This is a genomic window from Deinococcus indicus, assembly GCF_002198095.1.
Lineage (GTDB): Bacteria > Deinococcota > Deinococci > Deinococcales > Deinococcaceae > Deinococcus > Deinococcus caeni.
This window is the reverse complement of sequence record NZ_NHMK01000024.1, coordinates 67,770-84,576: the sequence shown is the minus strand read 5'-3', so window position 1 is coordinate 84,576 and position 16,807 is coordinate 67,770. Positions and strand designations below refer to the sequence as shown.

The 16,807-nt window shown below is 69.3% G+C and carries 15 protein-coding genes; 7 read left to right on the top strand and 8 right to left on the bottom strand.

Going from position 1 to position 16,807, the window contains the following annotated elements; translation table 11 throughout:
- Positions 1-147 precede the first annotated feature (147 nt).
- The 3 genes from coxB to CBQ26_RS15520 all read left to right on the top strand — a co-directional run bounded on the left by coxB (position 148) and on the right by CBQ26_RS15520 (position 4,650).
- Positions 148-1,383 carry a cytochrome c oxidase subunit II gene (coxB, locus tag CBQ26_RS15530; protein WP_229844103.1) on the top strand — a complete coding sequence of 412 codons (1,236 nt, stop codon included), beginning with the start codon at positions 148-150 and terminating at the stop codon, positions 1,381-1,383.
- Complete coding sequence (locus CBQ26_RS15525) at positions 1,380-3,836, top strand: cbb3-type cytochrome c oxidase subunit I (RefSeq protein ID WP_088249539.1); 2,457 nt, start codon at positions 1,380-1,382, stop codon at positions 3,834-3,836. The genes coxB and CBQ26_RS15525 overlap by 4 nt, the downstream gene beginning before the upstream one ends.
- Before the next feature lie 103 nt (positions 3,837-3,939).
- Entirely contained in the window at positions 3,940-4,650 is a 711-nt protein-coding gene (locus CBQ26_RS15520; RefSeq protein ID WP_088249538.1) for an SCO family protein, read from the top strand.
- A 16-nt stretch (positions 4,651-4,666) separates the two neighbouring features.
- Here CBQ26_RS15520 and CBQ26_RS15515 read toward each other — a convergent pair whose 3' ends face one another.
- A complete protein-coding gene (locus tag CBQ26_RS15515) occupies positions 4,667-5,446 on the bottom strand; it encodes a VOC family protein (protein WP_088249537.1) in 780 nt (259 codons plus the stop codon).
- 120 nt (positions 5,447-5,566) lie between these two features.
- Between CBQ26_RS15515 and ruvB the strand changes: the two genes are divergently transcribed.
- The 3 genes from ruvB to CBQ26_RS15500 all read left to right on the top strand — a co-directional run bounded on the left by ruvB (position 5,567) and on the right by CBQ26_RS15500 (position 8,285).
- A complete protein-coding gene (ruvB, locus tag CBQ26_RS15510) occupies positions 5,567-6,562 on the top strand; it encodes a Holliday junction branch migration DNA helicase RuvB (protein ID WP_088249536.1) in 996 nt (331 codons plus the stop codon).
- Positions 6,563-6,647: 85 nt separating this feature from the next.
- On the top strand, positions 6,648-7,883 hold the full coding sequence (locus tag CBQ26_RS15505; RefSeq protein ID WP_216360378.1) for a NupC/NupG family nucleoside CNT transporter: 1,236 nt from the start codon (positions 6,648-6,650) through the stop codon (positions 7,881-7,883).
- A gap of 42 nt (positions 7,884-7,925) precedes the next feature.
- Positions 7,926-8,285 (top strand): ArsC/Spx/MgsR family protein, encoded by a 360-nt coding sequence (locus tag CBQ26_RS15500; protein WP_172418127.1) that lies wholly within the window; start codon positions 7,926-7,928, stop codon positions 8,283-8,285.
- Positions 8,286-8,297: 12 nt separating this feature from the next.
- Here CBQ26_RS15500 and CBQ26_RS15495 read toward each other — a convergent pair whose 3' ends face one another.
- The 6 genes from CBQ26_RS15495 to CBQ26_RS15470 all read right to left on the bottom strand — a co-directional run bounded on the left by CBQ26_RS15495 (position 8,298) and on the right by CBQ26_RS15470 (position 14,066).
- Complete coding sequence (locus CBQ26_RS15495; RefSeq protein ID WP_088249535.1) at positions 8,298-8,840, bottom strand: dihydrofolate reductase family protein; 543 nt, start codon at positions 8,838-8,840, stop codon at positions 8,298-8,300.
- Positions 8,841-8,851: 11 nt separating this feature from the next.
- Positions 8,852-10,891, bottom strand: a complete 2,040-nt coding sequence (locus CBQ26_RS15490; RefSeq protein ID WP_088249534.1) for a molybdopterin oxidoreductase family protein — start codon at positions 10,889-10,891, stop codon at positions 8,852-8,854.
- 72 nt (positions 10,892-10,963) lie between these two features.
- On the bottom strand, positions 10,964-11,629 hold the full coding sequence (locus CBQ26_RS15485) for a Type 1 glutamine amidotransferase-like domain-containing protein (RefSeq protein WP_088249533.1): 666 nt from the start codon (positions 11,627-11,629) through the stop codon (positions 10,964-10,966).
- Between the two features lie 124 nt (positions 11,630-11,753).
- Entirely contained in the window at positions 11,754-12,863 is a 1,110-nt protein-coding gene (locus CBQ26_RS15480) for an oxidoreductase (RefSeq protein WP_088249567.1), read from the bottom strand.
- A 92-nt stretch (positions 12,864-12,955) separates the two neighbouring features.
- Positions 12,956-13,783, bottom strand: coding sequence for a 2,5-didehydrogluconate reductase DkgB (gene dkgB / locus CBQ26_RS15475; protein WP_088249532.1), 828 nt, complete (start codon positions 13,781-13,783; stop codon positions 12,956-12,958).
- An 82-nt stretch (positions 13,784-13,865) separates the two neighbouring features.
- Positions 13,866-14,066: a hypothetical protein gene (locus CBQ26_RS15470; RefSeq protein ID WP_088249531.1), complete on the bottom strand. Its 201-nt coding sequence runs from the start codon at positions 14,064-14,066 to the stop codon at positions 13,866-13,868.
- A gap of 87 nt (positions 14,067-14,153) precedes the next feature.
- Between CBQ26_RS15470 and pnp the strand changes: the two genes are divergently transcribed.
- Positions 14,154-16,319, top strand: a complete 2,166-nt coding sequence (gene pnp, locus CBQ26_RS15465; protein WP_088249530.1) for a polyribonucleotide nucleotidyltransferase — start codon at positions 14,154-14,156, stop codon at positions 16,317-16,319.
- Between the two features lie 224 nt (positions 16,320-16,543).
- Here pnp and CBQ26_RS15460 read toward each other — a convergent pair whose 3' ends face one another.
- A complete protein-coding gene (locus CBQ26_RS15460) occupies positions 16,544-16,783 on the bottom strand; it encodes a hypothetical protein (protein ID WP_088249529.1) in 240 nt (79 codons plus the stop codon).
- Positions 16,784-16,807: the final 24 nt, after the last annotated feature.

The window sequence follows — 16,807 nt, the reverse complement described above, 5'->3', positions numbered from 1 at the left end:
CCGCTCCTCATGGTGTCTCATGGCGGGTATGCCTGACCGGTCGGTAGAATGCTGGGTGTGTCGCCTCCCCGGGCCTGTCGCCCGGCGGCAGGCTGCGTGAGGCGCATAACCCGGCGTGACGCTTTAGACTGCAAGCAGAGGAAAGGAGTGAAGTTGAACACCACCAAACACCGCCACAGCGGCACACGGAGGCGACCCATCACGCGGCCCATCGCGGCGGCGGCGCTGGGCGCCACACTGCTCACCGGCTGTCAGCAGGCCAACCAGTCCCTGTTCATCGGGGACATGTCGTCTGCCTACAACCGCGAAATCTGGTGGATGAGCGTCTGGGCGATCGTCCTGTCGATCATCATCTTCGTCGGCGTGTCGTACGCGCTGTTCTACACGGTGCAGAAGTTCCGTGAGGACCGCCACGACGCGCCGCCCGCGCAGTTCCACGGGAACAACCGCCTGGAAGTCATTCTGGTGGCCGTCCCCGTGATCATCGTGTTCGGCCTGAGCATCCTGACGGTGCGCTCCATGGCGATCCTGAACCCCACGCCCGAGCAGGCCACCAAGATCGACGTGCTGGGCAAGCAGTTCTGGTGGAACTTCGCGTACCCCGAGACGACCAGCGACGCCGGCGGCGTGGTCACCAACGGCAACGAGATGATCATGCCCACCAAACAGCCGGTCGCGCTGACCATCACCAGTGGCGACGTCATCCACGGCTTCTGGGCGCCGAACATCGGCGGCCAGCGCGCCGCCATGCCGGCCGTGCAGAAGACCTGGCAGGTCGACACGGAACGTCCCGGCGCGTACCAGGGCAACTGCTCGCAGCTGTGCGGGGCCAGCCACGCCAACATGCGCTACAAGGTCGTCGCGCTCGATCAGGAACGCTACGACGCGACCCTGGCCGCCATGAAGGCCTACCGCGCCCCCGAACCCGCCCCCGGCAGCGCCGAGGCGCGCGGGTACGCGCTGTTCATGCAGGGTAAGTCCAGCACGGGCGCCGTGTCCTGCGCCGCCTGCCACCGCGTGCAGGGCACCCCTGCGGGCGGCGTGGCCGGCCCGGACCTGAGCTTCTTCGGCACGCGCCGCACCCTGGGCGCCGGCATGTGGGAAGCCATGACGGACAAGAAGTGGGAAGATCCCAAGGCCGCCAAGCAGCTCAGCGACTGGCTGAAGAACAGCCCCCGCGTCAAGCCGGGCAGCCTCATGCCCACGTACGACGGCAGCGAGTACCGCAACACCAAGGGTGAACTCGTCAAGGGCGGCACCCTGACCGACGCCGAGATCGACGACATCGCCGCGTACCTGCGCAGCCTGCAACTGCCCGAAGAGGCGGACTACTGGCGCGGCAGCCCCGTCATCGGCGCCGGCGCCACCGGAGGCAACCAGTGACCGTTCAGCACGCACCCCTGAAGGACACCCACGCCCGCCCCGGCGTCTGGGCGGTCCTGAAGGACTACATGATGACCACCGATCACAAGAAGATCGGGACGCTCTACATCCTGACCAGCATCCTGGGCTTCGCCATCGCGGGCCTGCTGGCCGTCGGGATCCGCCTGCAGCTGGCCGTTCCGGACAACACCTTCCTGGTGGGCAACACCTACAACCAGGTGCTGACCGTCCACGCCGCGCTGATGATCTTCTTCTTCCTGATTCCGATCGGGCTGTTCGGCTTCGGGAACTGGTTCCTGCCGCTGCAACTGGGTATCCGTGACGTGGCGCTGCCGCGCATCAACACGTTTGCGGTGTGGCTGTTCATCTTCAGCCTGATCCTGGTGATCCTGGGCCTGTGGAACGGCGGGGCGCCCGGCGTCGGCTGGACCTTCTACTACCCCCTGAGCGTGGACGCCAACCAGACCGGCGTGAGCGTGCTGATGGTGGCGCTGACCCTGAACGGCATCGCGTCGCTGCTGGGCAGCGCGAACTTCGCGGCGACCATCGTGAACATGCGCGCCCCCGGCATGAGCCTGTGGAAGATGCCCATCTTCGTGTGGAGCGTCTTCGCGACCTCCATCCTGCAGCTGATCTCGCTGGGCGGCCTGACCGCCGCGGCGCTCGTCACGTACCTGGAACTGAAGCTGGGCCTGAGCATGTTCAACCCCGGCATCGGCGGCGTCCCCGTCATGTTCCAGCAGTTCTTCTGGTTCTACTCTCACCCGGCCGTGTACGTGATGCTGCTGCCGTACCTGGGCATCGGCGCCGAGATCGCCAGCACCATGGCCCGCAAGCCGCTGTTCGGGTACCGCGTGATGGTGTACTCGATCCTGGCGATCGTGCTGGTCAGCCTGCTGGTGTGGGTGCACCACATGTTCGCCGTGGGCCTGCCGGACTCCTGGCAAATCGCGTTCATGATCGCCACGCTGATCGTGGCCGTCCCGACCGGCGTGAAGATCTTCAACCTGATCGGCACCCTGTGGGGCGGGCGGATCGTGCTGAAATCCCCCACGTACTGGCTGGTGGGCTTCATCTTCAACTTCCTGATCGGCGGGATCACCGGCGTCTCGCTGGGCATGATTCCCTTCGACTACCAGGTCACCATGTCGTACTACGTCGTGGCGCACTTCCATAACGTGATGATGTTCGGCACGGCGTTCCTGGCGATGGGCGGCCTGTACTACTGGTGGCCCAAGATGACCGGCCGCTTCATGAGCGAGAAGCTGGGCCTGTGGCACTTCTGGCTGTTCATGATCGGCTCGTGGATGACCTTCCTGCCGCAGTACATCCTGGGCCTGCTGGGCATGCCCCGGCGCTACTACACCTACCCGGCCGGGAACTTCGCCTGGAGTGAACTGAACCTGATCTCCACGGTCGGCGCCCTGATCCTGCTGGCCGGCGGCATCGTGTGGGTCCTGAACATGCTGCAGAGCTTCCGCGCGCCCGCCACGGCCAGCGCCAACCCCTGGGGCGGTTTCACGCTCGAGTGGACGGCCGCCAGCCCGCCCGCCGCGTACAACTTCGCGCACGAGTTCCCCACCAACTTCCCCACCGAACGCCCCCTGTACGACTGGGAGCAGAGTGGCGAGACCCTGACCCCCGTGGACCCCAAGAGCATCCACCTGCCCGTGGACAGCTGGGGCCCGTTCCTGACCGCCGCCGCGCTGCTGCTGATGGGCTACGGCCTGAGCTTCGGCTGGTTCACCAACTACACCCCGGCCGGCGGCCTGAAGCCCTTCTTCGAGATGGCGCCCGGCGCTCTGTTCGCGTCCATCGTGCTGTACATCAGCATCCCGCTGTTCCTGTTCGCGCTGTTCAAGTGGGCCGGCACCCGTGAATACGACGTGCCCGTCGCGCACCACCACCTGACCAAGTACGACAACGGCTTCATGGGTATGGCGTGGTTCATCATCAGCGAAGTCGGTCTGTTCGGCGTGCTGATCGCCGGGTACGTGTACCTGCGCGTGATCGGCGCCGCCGAGCCGCCCGCGCTGCGCCCCGCCATCTGGCTGGCCGCGCTGAACACCCTGATCCTGGTCGCGAGTTCCTTCGTGATTCACCGCGCCGAGCAGGACAACCACCACGGCAAGCTGACCCGCTTCCGCCTGGGCCTGTTCATCACGCTGCTGCTGGGCGCCGTGTTCATGATCTTCCAGGTGTACGAGTTCACGCTGTTCGGCGTGGAAAGCGACTGGAAACAGAACCTGTGGCAGGCGTGCTTCTTCATCATCGTCGGCCTGCACGGTCTGCACATCCTGATCGGCGGGACCGGCGTGGCCCTGCCCTTCTACCAGGCCATGACCGGCAAGATGGACAAGTACAACCACGGGTCCATCACGCCCGCCAGCCTGTACTGGCACCTGGTGGACGTCGTGTGGCTGCTGATCGTCGCGATCTTCTACGCCTGGTAACACCGGCCTGTAGAAGCCAAGAAGGGGGCGCCTGCAAGGGCGTCCCTTTCGCGTTGTGTGTCGGGGGACACCCCACCCCGCGCCTCTCCCCTACCCTGCGGGCATGACAGGGTTCTCGAGGGTGCTGACGGTGGGTCTTCTGGTGGTCGCGGCGGTGCTGGGCGGGCTGCTGCTGTTCCGGCAGGGGCAGTCGCCGGCACTGGGGGGCGAGGCGCTGGACACGCCGCTGCCCCTGCCGGCCCTGGCACTGGTGGACGACCGGGCGCAGCCGACGACGCTGGCCGCGACCGACGGGCGGCTGCGGCTGGTGTTCTACGGGTTCGTGCGCTGCCCGGACGTGTGCCCGGCGACCCTGGCGAGCCTGAAGAACACCCTCGCGACGCTGCCGGACGATCAGCGCGGGCGGGTGCAGGTGCAGTTCATCACGGTGGACCCGGCGCACGACACGGCCCCGGTGGTGCGGGCGTACCTGGAACGCTTCGATCCGGCGTTCACGGGCCTGACCGGCGAGGCCGCCACCATCGACGAGGCGGCGCGGGTGATGTTCGTGGCGAACGTGAAACCGCCGCTGGCGAGCGCGGATCACGGAACGGACCACAGCGCCCACATGGGCGGCGCCGCCCAGGCGGGAGACGGCGCGGCGAACGCGCAGGCGGCCGGGGCGTCGGCGGCCGTCGCGGCGCGGATGCATGGCGATCAGGTGAGCGTGGTGGACGGCCAGGGCCGCTTCGTGCGGGTGTACGGAAACGAGGCGGTCGTGAACGGCAAACTGGACCGCGACCTGCCACGCCTGATCCGCGAGTACGCGAACTGATCCGGGCCCGCGCCGGTCAGGCGGGGTCGGGCAGCTGGATGACGCTGAACACCGCGCCGTGCGGGTCGGTCAGGATGGCGATGGTGCCGTAGGGCGACCCGAAGGGAGGCACGCTGAGCTGCCCGCCGTGCTGCGGGGCCAGCGCCGCCGCCCGCTGGACGTCGTTCACCGCGAAGTAGGGCATCCAGTGCGGGGGGATGTGGGCGGGCCAGTGGGCGGGGTCCATGTGCAGGATGCCGCCGACCTCCTGTCCGTCCCGCCGGAGCATCAGGTAGGTCGCGCCGCCCGGTACGGGGGTGACCTGCGCGCCGAACAGCGCGCCGTAGAAGGCGGCGGCCTGCTCGGCGTCGCGGGTGTTCACCTCCTGCCAGGCGGGGCTGCCGTGCTCGCCAGCCAGGGTGAAGCCCGCGAAGTTCTGGGGTTGCCACAGGCCGAAGGGCGCTCCGCCGGGGTCGGTGGCGACCAGCATGCGGCCCAGTTCGCCGACCTGCATGGGACCGGCGAGGGTGTGTCCGCCGAGGTCGTGCAGGCGCGCGGCGTCGCGGGTCAGGTCGTCGCTGGCGTAGTAGACGGTCCAGGCGGGCGGCTGGTGTTCGGTGCCGGGGGTGGCCGGTCCCAGGCCCGCGACCGGGTGGCCGTCCTGGCACAGCAGGTGGTAGTGGCCGTACCCGGCGCCCATGTCCTGGGCGGTCCAGCCGAACAGGGCGTGGTAGAACGCCTGCGCCTGCGCGGGGTGGGGGGTGCTGAGGTCGAACCAGATGGCGGTGCCGGCGGGGTGCTGGAGAACACTGGACACGGGGACCTCCGGGGTGAAGGGAATTCGGGGTTACATTTCCAGCATAATCCCGCAATTAGATTCTGTCAAATTGTGCAGCAGGTATTCCGCTCACAACGAAGTCGCGCTATGCTGCGGAACATGACCGAACCGCTCGACGCCGCCCTGCGTCCCAAGACCCTGACCGAGTACGTGGGCCAGGAGAAACTCAAGGACAAACTCGGCGTGTACCTGCAGGCCGCGCGGGGCCGCAAGGAAGCGCTGGACCACACCCTGCTGTTCGGGCCGCCTGGACTGGGCAAGACCACCCTGGCGCACATCATCGCCGCCGAACTGGGCGTGAACATCCGCGTGACCTCCGGGCCCGCCATCGAGAAACCCGGCGATCTGGCCGCCATCCTCACGAACAGCCTGGAGGAAGGCGACGTGCTGTTCATCGACGAGATCCACCGCCTGGGCCGCGTGGCGGAGGAACACCTGTACCCCGCCATGGAGGACTTCAAGCTGGACATCGTGCTGGGCCAGGGGCCGGCGGCGCGCACCATCGAGCTGCCGCTGCCGCGCTTCACGCTGGTGGGCGCGACCACCCGCCCCGGCCTGATCAGCGCGCCCATGCGCAGCCGCTTCGGGATCATCGAACACCTGGAGTACTACACCCCCGAGGAGATCGCCACCAACCTGATCCGCGACGCGCGCCTGCTGGGCTTCGGCCTGACCGAGGAGGCCGCGCTGGAGGTCGGCGCCCGCTCGCGCGGCACCATGCGCATCGCCAAGCGGCTGCTGCGGCGCGTACGCGACTACGCCGACGTGGCGGGCGAGGCGACCATCGAGCTGGGCCGCTCGCAGGACGCCCTGGACCGCCTTGGCCTGGACAGCGCCGGCCTGGACGACCGCGACAAGAAGTACCTGGAAACCCTGATTCACCGCTTCGCGGGCGGCCCGGTCGGCGTGGACACCCTGGCAACCGCCATCAGCGAGGACGCCCTGACCCTGGAAGACGTGTACGAGCCGTACCTGATCCAGCTGGGCTTCATCAAACGCACGCCGCGCGGCCGGGTCGCCACCGCGCACGCCTATGACCACCTGGGCCTGCCGGTCAGCGGCGGGGACCACGACCTGGGGTTCTACACGAACTGACCACCACGCTCAGCAGCAGGTCGATCCCCGCGCGGCGGGACGCCCGTCCGGGGCGGTCCTCACCTGCCTGCATTACCCTGGCGGGATGCTGGATGTTCTGTGGGGACTGGGAGGCGTGGCCGTACTGATCGGCCTGGGCCTGCTGCTGAGTGTGAACCGACGCGCCGTGAACTGGCGCACCGTGGGGCTGGCGCTGCTGCTGCAGCTGGCCTTCGCGGTCATCGTGCTGCGCTGGCCGCTGGGCCGCCGCGGCCTGGACGGCGTGTCGTCGGCGGTGCAGGGCGTGGTGGGGAACGCGCAGCAGGGCATCAACTTCGTGTTCGGGAACCTCACGAACGGCTCTCTGGACGGGGCGGGGTTCATCTTCGCGTTCGGGGTGCTGCCGATCATCGTGTTCTTCAGCGCGCTGATCGCCGTGCTGTACCACCTGGGCATCATGCAGGCCGTCGTGCGCTTCCTGGGCGGCGGCCTGAGCCGCCTGCTGCAGACCAGCCGGGGCGAGAGCCTGTCGGCCACCGCGAACATCTTCGTGGGGCAGACCGAGGCGCCGCTGGTCGTGCGGCCCTTCATCGAACGCATGACCCGCTCGGAACTGTTCGCCGTGATGGTCGGCGGGCTGGCCAGCGTGGCGGGCAGCGTGCTGGTGGGGTACTCGCTGCTGGGCGTGCGGCTGGACTACCTGATCGCCGCGTCGTTCATGGCCGCGCCCGCCGGTCTGCTGATGGCGAAACTGATCTTCCCGGAAACCGAACCCACCCAGGACTACAAGGGCGACATTCCCGAGGACCCGGAGGGCCGCCCCGTGAACGTGATCGACGCGGCGGCGCGCGGCGCGAGCAGCGGCCTGGGCCTCGCGCTGAACGTCGGGGCGATGCTGATCGCGTTCATCGGCCTGATCGCGCTGCTGAACGGCCTGATCGGGTTGGTCGGCGGGCTGGTGGGCGCGCCGGACCTCAGCATCCAGCTGCTGCTGGGCTACCTGTTCGCGCCGCTGGCGTTCCTGATGGGCGTGCCGTGGGAGTCCGCGACGACCGCCGGGAGTTTCATCGGGCAGAAACTCGTCACGAACGAGTTCGTGGCCTTCGTGGAGTTCGCCAACACCCTCAAGGCCGGCGGCGTGAGCCCCAAGGTCGAGGCCATCGTGACGTTCGCGCTGTGCGGGTTCGCGAACCTGTCGAGCCTCGCGATCCTGCTGGGCGGCCTGGGCAGCCTCGCCCCCAGCCGCCGGCCGGACATCGCGCAGCTGGGCCTGCGCGCCGTGGCCGCCGGGACGCTCGCGAACCTGCTGAGCGGCACCCTGGCCGGCATGCTGCTCGCCTGACCGCCGGGCCTCCCCGCGGACACTCCCCACTACACTTGAGGCATGACTGAGTTGCAGGTACAGGTGTTCGGCACGCGCAAGAGCAAGGAAACGCGCGCCGCCGAACGCTTCTTCAAGGAACGCAAGATCAAGATCCATTTCGTGGACCTGAAGGAGCGGCCCATCGCGAAGGGCGAACTGACGCGCTTCGTGCAGAAGTTCGGCCTGAACGCCCTGCTGGACCTGACCGGCAAGGCCTACGAACGCAGCAACCTCGCGTACCTGCGCACCACCGAGGACGGCGTGATCGCCAAGGTCATCGACGACCCGGAGCTGCTGCGCCTGCCGCTGGTGCGCGCCGGGAAGCACCTGACCGTCGGCGAGGACATCGAGGGTTGGAAGGCCATGCTGGCGGGCAGCTGACCGGACAGGTGTTCAGACGGGCTTCGCGGCGTCCGGCCCGTAGGTGAGGAGCAGCACGCCCGCGCCCATCTCCCGCGTGTCCAGCAGGGTCAGGGGGACGTGCTCCAGCGTGTCGAAGAGGCGCCTGCCGCGCCCCACGATGACCGGAAAGACCATCAGGCGCAGTTCGTCCACCAGCCCACAGCGCAGCAGCGTCTGGGCGAGGGTGCCGCTGCCATACACGAGCAGCGGGCCGCCCGGCTGCGCCTTCAGCGCCTGCACGTCCGCCAGCACGTCCGGCCCGAGGGGAGTGGCGTTCCAGTCGAGCGGGCCGGGGCGGGAGGTCGCCACGTACTTCGGCAGGGCGTTCATGCGCTCCGCGAACGCGCCCGTCGCGGTGGGCCAGTACGCCGCGAATTCCTCGTAGGTGGTGCGGCCCAGCAGCAGTGCGCTGCTGGCGAACAGTTCGTCGCGTTTGAACGGTCCGTCGTCCGGGCGGTAGGGCGCACGCCAGGGCGAGTGTTCCTCGTACACGCCGTCCAGGGATACGAATTCGGTGACGATCAGTGGGCGCACGCCTTACCTCCTTAAACGGGTTCGATGCGGATGCGGGTGTTGTGGAAGGTGCTCCCACCGCCCAGGTCGGTCAGGGTCTGAGCGGTGATCTCGTTGATGCTGCGGCCGTCCGGCGCGCTCAGGCCCCACCACGTCCCTTCCAGGATGGCCGCGCCGGGCTGGGCGGCGTCCGTGACCTTCACGCGGCGCTGCACGCTGCCGATCTCGCTGGTCAGCGTGGCGAGCTGCCCGTCGGTCACGCCGGACGCCTGCGCGTCATGCGGGTGCAGCAGCAGGTGCGGCTCGTTCCCCTCGGCGCGGTTGAGGTTCGCCAGGTTGCCGTACGTGCTGTTCAGGAAGTGATGCGCGGGCGGCGTGAGCAGCCGCACCGGGTACTCGGCGTTCAGGCCCGCCAGGGGTTCGCGGTGGGCGGGCGCGGGGCTGAGCTGCACCTTCCCGCTGGGCGTCTCCGCGCCGTGCGCGTACGGCAGGAACCCGTCGGGGAGGTTCAGGCGGACGCTGCCCTCGGCCTTCAACTTCTCCGGGGTAATGCCGGCCACGAGGGGATGGTCGCTGGTCAGCAGTTCCTCCAGCAGGTCGTCCACCGTCCAGTACACGCTGGGCTCGGTGACGCCCAGGCGGCGCGCGAGTTCCTGGAACACCCAGGAGTTCGGGCGGGCCTCGCCGGGGGCGTCCAGCGTGGCGGGGTTGTAGCCCAGGTAGTGGTGGCCGTAGCTGGTGTACACGTCGGCGTGCTCTGCGAAGGTCGTGGCGGGCAGCAGGTAGTCGGCCAGTCGCGCCGTCTCGGTCATGGCCTGTTCCAGCACGACGACCAGCAGGTCGTCGCGTTGCAGGCCCGCGCGGACCCGCCCGGCGTCCGGGGCGACGACCGCCGGGTTGCAGTTGTAGATGAACGTGGCGCCGAAGCCCCGTTCCGGGCGCAGGGCGGCGGCGTACTCGTTCATGTTCACGCGCGCCGCGTCCGGGCGGATCAGGTGCGCGGCCCCCAGCCGGGTGCGGTTCAGCCGGAACGCGCCGCTGGTGCTCAGGGTGCAGCCTCCACCCCGGTGCCGCCAGTCGCCGGTCAGGGCGGGAAGCAGGGTTACGGCGCGGAGGTTCGTGCCGCCGTGCTCGTGGCGGGTCATGCCGTACCCCACCCGGAAGTACGTGGGCCGCGTCGTGCCGACCGCGCGGGCGAACGCGCGGATCACGTCCGCGTCCAGCCCGGTCACCTGCGCGGTGCGCTCGGGCGTCCACTCGCGGGCCGCCTCGCGCAGCTCCTCTACGCCGGTGGTCGCCTCAGCGATGTATGCCTCGTCGGTCCAGCCGTGCGCGAACAGTTCGTGCATCACGCCCAGGGCCAGCGCGGCGTCCGTGCCGGGAATGATCTTCAGGTGCTCGTCCGCGAAGGCTGCCGTGCGGTTGCGGTACGGGTCCACGCACACGATCCTCGCCCCGGCCTTGCGGGCCGCCGTCAGGTGCGGCGTCAGGTGACTGTTCGTGCTCAGGGAATTGATGCCCCACAGCACGATCAGCCGCGCGTGCGCCACGTCCGCCGGGTCCACCCCGAAGCGCGTGCCGTAGCCCAGGCTCCAGGCCTCGGTGCCCGCCGTGGCGCAGATCGTCTCGTCCAGTTCCGGGGCGCCCAGCGCGCGGAACAGCGCGTGCACGTGCGTGCCCTCCATCAGACCCATCGTGCCCGCGTAGTTGTAGCGCAGGACGCTGCCCGGCCCGCGCGTGTCCAGCAGGGTGCGCAGGCGCGCGGCGATGTCGTCCAGCGCCTCGTCCCAGGTCACGCGCGCCCAGACTGGCTCGGGCTCGGTCTTGGCGTTTACGCGTTTCAGGGGGTACAGCGGCCGGTCCGGGTGGTTCGCGCGGGCCGGGTAATGCACGGTCTTGGCGCACGCGAAGCCCCGCGTGACCGGGTGCGCGGCGTCGCCCGTGACCTTCAGCATCCGCTCCGGCCCGCCCGGCGCGTCGCGGCCCACCGTCACCTTCAGGCGGCAGGCGTCCGGGCAGTCCAGCGGGCAGGTGAGCAGCACATCACGCGAAAGGGAATCGGGCGCGGTCATACCGCGAGAATACGCGCCCCGCCGGCCCACCGGGAGGGCCGCTTCAGGCAGACAGAGGCGGGAAGGTGGCGCTCACGGGAAGGCGCGCCACTCCCCTTCCGAGATCACTTCAGTCACGCCGTCCACGATCCGCAGGGCGCTCTGGTCGTCCAGGGCGTAGGCGGGCCCGCCGATCTGCGCGGCCCACGCCTCGGCGTTCGCCATGCGGTTGTCGGGGAAATCGGGGTAGTTCAGGTGCGGGAAGATCGAGACGTCCACGAGGCCCAGCCCGCGGTCGTCACCGTCCGCCCCGGCCCACGAGACGAACTGCGAACCGATGCGGGGCGTCAGGGCCATGCTGCCCGCGCTGACGCCCACCCAGACGGTGTCCTTCAGCTCGGGGAGCAGGTCGGCCAGTCCGGTCTGCCGCAGCCAGTGAGCCAGGAACGCCGCGTCGCCGCCGTCCACGAGGAGCACGTCGGCGGCGCGCACCCACGCCTCCCAGCGGTCGCGGGGCCGGTGCGGCAGCGCGAGGAGTTCCAGCAGGCCCACGCTGGCCCAGCCCAGGTCCACCATCGGGGCGGGGCTGCGCCCGGCCACGAAGCGCCACGCGCTGCCGGGCGTGCACCAGGGGTGGCCGTGCTGCGCGGTGGGAATGCACAGCGCATGGCACTCGGCGGTGGGTCTGCCGAGCATCTCGACAAGCGCGGCGTGGATGCTGGCGTTCGTGACGCCACCGGAGGTCAGCAGCAGGTTCACGCGGGGATCAGGCCGGTCGTGACAGGCTCCGGGGTGCCGTCCTTCGTGGGGTTCATGGTGCGCCCAGTCTACTGTCCACGCACCGGGCCACGCACCGGGCGCCCCCGTTCAATCGGAGTCCGTTTCAGACCGGGAAGGTCACGCCGGTCAGCCGTTCGGACAGCGCCCAGAGGTTCGCGGCATCCTGCGTGTCGTGCGAGCGGGCGTTCGAGTCCACCCGCTGAGGGTTCCCGCCGAGTTGCAGCAGGCCGCTGGGGCCGTAGTACGCGCCCCCCGTCACGTCCGGGGCGGTCGCGGCGTACAGGGTGGGGAGCGCGCCGGTCGCCTGCGGCTGCGCGAACAGGCGGTTGGCGAGGGTCGAGCCGCGGCTGTCGCCCTGCAACCCGGTGGCAGCCCAGCCGGGGTGCGCGGCGACGGCCAGCACGTCCTTCCCGGCGGCGTTCAGGCGGCGTTGCAGTTCGTACGTGAACAGCAGGTTCGCCAGTTTGCTCTGGCCGTAGGCGGGCATGGGCGCGTAGGGCCGGGCGTGCCAGTTGGCGTCCGCGAGGTTCAGTTCCCCGAAACGGTGCGCGAAGGAACTGACCGTCACGACCCGCGCGCCTCCCGTGCGTTCCAGCAGCGGCAGCAGCGCGGCACTCAGGGCGAAGTGGCCCAGGTGGTTCACGCCGAACTGCGTCTCGAAGCCCTGCGCGGTGCGGCCCAGCGGCGGAATCATGATCCCGGCGTTGTTCACCAGGATGTCCAGGCGGTCGTACCGCGCCCGGAAGGCGTCCGCGAAGGCCTTCACGGAATTCAGGTCGCCCAGGTCCAGGGTCATGGGGACGACCTCGCCCTTCGGGTGCAGGGCGCGGATGCCGGCGGCGGCCTTCTGTGCCTTCTGCTCGCTGCGGCAGGCCATGATCACGGTCGCGCCGCGCAGGGCCAGCACGCGCGCGGTTTCCAGGCCCAGGCCGCTGTTCGCGCCGGTCACGACCACGACCCGGCCGGTCTGGTCCGGCACGTCGGCCTCGGTCCAGTCGCTGCCCCGGCGGCCCCGCGCGAGGTAGGCGAGCGGCCCCAGCGTGTTCACGAACAGGCCCGCCCGCCACGCATCCTTGCGGCCGCGCACGGCGTCCGGGCGGCGCAGGCTCAGGTCGCCCCACGCGGCGGCGAACAGGCCCACCTGCGCCAGTCCGGCCGTGATCAGGGCCGCCTTCTGAGGAGCGGAAAGGTCAGAGAGTCGCTTGATCGGCATGACCGGCATCCTGGCAGGGTCAGATGAAGGCGTGGGTGCCGTTCACCTGAAGGAACGCTGGGAATCCGGGTATGTCCTTCCCGGCAGCGCGGTCAGTCCCAGACCGGCCGGGCGCTCTCGGGGTTGGCGATGCGGGCGGACTCGCCCTGTTCCAGTCCGGCGATGCGCGTCATGTCCTCGTCGGTCAGGCGCAGGGTCAGGGCGCCCAGGTTGCTCTGGAGGTTCTTGCGTTTGGTGCTGGACGGAATCACCGAGTACTCCTGCGTCAGCGCCCAGGCGAGCGCCACCTGTGCGGGCGTGGCGCGGTGCGCGCGGGCGATGTCCTGCATGACCGGGTCGTCCATGACCTTCCCGACCGCCAGCGTCATGTACGACGTCAGGTGAATGCCCTCGCCCCGCGCGAACTCCGCCAGTCGGCGGTTCTGGAGGTACGGGTGGATCTCGACCTGGTTGGTGGCGATGGGCACGTCGCCCAGGATGGCGCGCGCCTGTTTCAGGCCCTCGATGTTGAAGTTCGACACGCCGATCTGCCGGGTCAGACCCTGATCCAGCCCGTCCGCCAGGGCTTTGAGGTACTCCTCGGGTTTCACGGGGCCGTTCGGGACGGGCCAGTGGATCAGGGTCAGGTCGACCGCTTCCACGCCCAGTTTCTCCACGCTGTCCTGAAGACTGGCGACCAGACTGCTGCGGCTGTAGTTGTCGGGCTTGATCTTGGTGGTCAGAAAGAGCTCGTCGCGGTGAATGCCGCTCTCGGCCAGCACCTCGCCGATCTCGGCCTCGTTGCCGTAACCCTGCGCGGTGTCGATGGCGCGGTAACCCAGGTCCAGCGCGGCGCGCACGGAATCCATCACGACCTGATCCTTCAGGCGGAACGTGCCCAGGCCGAACTTCGGAACGGAACCAAACTTGTCGGTGCTCATATGGCGCACTATCCACCCGTGCGGGCCGGGAACTCAAGGTGCGCGCCGCGTGCATGAAGGGAGGGTGGCCGCCGCCCCCCGGTCAACGGGTCCGCAGATGCCAGAGCAGCCGCAGCGCCGACAGCAGGCCACCCACGACACTGACGGCATCCTGGTGCAGCAGCAGTCCGGCCAGCAGCGCCAGCGGCCCGACCAGCCAGCCGGCCAGCCGCACCCACGTCCGCCACGGCAGGTGAGCGTTGCCCGGCACATCAGACAGCACGTCGGTCAGCAGGTCCCACATGCCGGGCAGTACGCAGCGGCGGGCGGCCGGGTTGCACGGTCCTCCCGCCCCGGTGCTCGCGTGTCCGGGCGGGATAGACTGACCGTTATGATCGGAAAGACTTACAAGACGATGCTGGGTGACCGGGAACTGAGCATCGAGACGGGCAGACTGGCCAAGCTGGTCAGTGGCAGCGTGACCCTGCGTTACGGGGACACCATGCTGCTGGTGACGGCGCAGGCGCGCGAGGAGAAGAGCACGCTGGACTTCCTGCCGCTGACGGTGGAGTTCGAGGAACGTCACTACGCGGTCGGGAAGATTCCCGGCAGCTTCCACCGCCGCGAGGGCCGGCCCGGCGAGAAAGCGATCCTGTCGGCGCGCATCACGGACCGGCAGATCCGTCCGCTGTTCCCCAAGGGCTACCGTCATGAGACGCAGGTGATCATCACGGTCATCAGCGCCGACCAGCAGAACCTGCCGGACGTGCTGGGACCCATCGGGGCGTCGGCGGCGCTGAGCCTCAGCGACATTCCATGGAACGGCCCGACCGCGTGCGTGCGCGTGGGTCAGGTCGGCGGGCAGTTCATCCTGAACCCCACCGCCGATCAGCTGGAACGCAGCAGCCTGGATCTGGTCGTGGCGGGCACGCGCGACGCCGTGATGATGGTCGAGGCGGGCGCGCAGGGCGCCAGCGAGGAGGACCTCGTGGCGGCCATCGAGTTCGCGCACGCCGGGATGCAGGGCGTCATCGACCTGATCGAGACGATGCGCGCCGAGCTGGGGCAGGAGAAGTTCAACTTCCTGGCCGACGGTGACCTGAGCACCGATCTGGTGCCCGAGGTGGCCGAGGCCGCCCGCGCCGCCGGGCTGCGCGACGCGCTGCTGGCCGTGAAGAAGAAGGACCGCTCTGCGCGCACGAAGGCCGTGCGTGACGCCGTGATCGCCGCGCGCGTGCCCGACGCGGACGCAGACGGCGCCGCCGAGCAGATCCTGGCCCTGAAGGCGGCGTTCGGGAAGGCGGAGAAGCAGGAGCTGCGCCGCCTGATCCTGGAAGACGACCTGCGCGCCGACGGCCGCAACAGCCGCACCGTGCGGCCCATCTGGATCGAGGCCCGCCCCCTGCCCCGCGCGCACGGCAGCGCGATCTTCACGCGCGGCGAGACGCAGGTGCTGGGCGTGGCGACGCTGGGTACCGAACGTGACAACCTGCTCGTGGACGACCTGACCACCGAGGAGAACGACAAGTTCCTGCTGCACTACAACTTCCCCCCGTACTCCACGGGTGAGGTCAAGCGCATGGGCGGGCAGTCCCGCCGCGAGATCGGGCACGGCAACCTCGCCAAGCGCGCCATCCGCGCCGTGCTGCCGACCTTCGAGGAGTTCCCGTACGTGATCCGTCTGGTGGGCGAGGTGCTGGAATCGAACGGCAGCTCCTCCATGGCGACCGTGTGCGCCGGCACGCTGGCCCTGATGGACGCCGGGGTGCCGATCAAGGCGCCGGTGGCGGGCGTGGCGATGGGTCTGGTCATCGAGGGCGAACGCTACCGCGTCCTGACCGACATCCTGGGCCTGGAAGACGCGCTGGGCGACATGGACTTCAAGGTCTGCGGCACCGCCGAGGGCGTCACGGCCCTGCAGATGGACATCAAGGTGGGCGGCATCACCCCGCAGATCATGCGTGAGGCGCTCGCGCAGGCCCGCGAGGGCCGCCTGCACATCCTGGGCAAGATGGCCGAGGTGCTGGCCGCGCCCCGCGCGGAACTCAGCCCGACCGCGCCGCGCATCGTGAGCCTGAAGATCAACCCGGAACTGATCGGGAAGGTCATCGGGCCCGGCGGCAAGCAGATCCGCGAGCTGGAAGCCATGGGCGCGCAGGTCACGGTCGAGGAGGACGGCACCGTGCGCATCTTCAGTGCCGACGGCAGCGCCGCCGAGGCCGTCAGGACCCGCATCGAGAGCATCACCCGCGAGGCGAAGGTCGGCGAGGAATTCGACGGCACCGTCGTGAAGACCGCGCCGTTCGGGGCGTTCGTGAACCTGTACCCCGGCCAGGACGGCATGCTGCACATCAGCCAGATGAGCGAGGAACGCATCAATGCCGTCGAGGACGTCCTGAACGTCGGCGACAAGCTGCGTGTGAAGATCGCCGGCATCGACGACCGCGGCAAGATCGACCTGATCCGCCCGGAACTCGAAGGCAAGATCGCGCCCCGCGAACCCCGCGCGCCCCGCCCCGGCGGGGACCGTGGCGGCCGCCCACCCCGCCGCGACTGATACGGACTCCGATTGAATGGGCTGCAAAGCCCGTTCAATCCGAGCGGATGCGAGTGGGAGAAACACGGGTTCCGGGCGTGGAGCTGGCAGATCGGTGATGTTCCGATCTGTCAGCGAAACAGACGGAATCCGTACGAGGTTCACGGCGGTTCATGGTTGAAAGTTGATGGTTGATGGACGGGGGGCTGCGGCTCCCCGTTTCTGCTGTCGCCGCACGGGCCGTTTCAGCTTTTCAGCAGTCGGCCCAGGACCAGCGCCGTGCCGGCCGAACCGGCGATCATCACGATCAGCAGGGCGTACACTGGCGCGCCCTGGGTCAGCAGCACGCCCAGCAGCGCGAAGGTCAGCAGTTCGCCGGCCACGCCGAGCCAGGACACGCGCGGCAGGCTGCGGCCCAGCAGGGTCACGCTGCCGAAGGACAGGGCGGCGGCCAGCAGCGTGATCAGCCAGTGCAGGAGGCTCATGCGCCCAGTGTAGCGGGGTGGGGG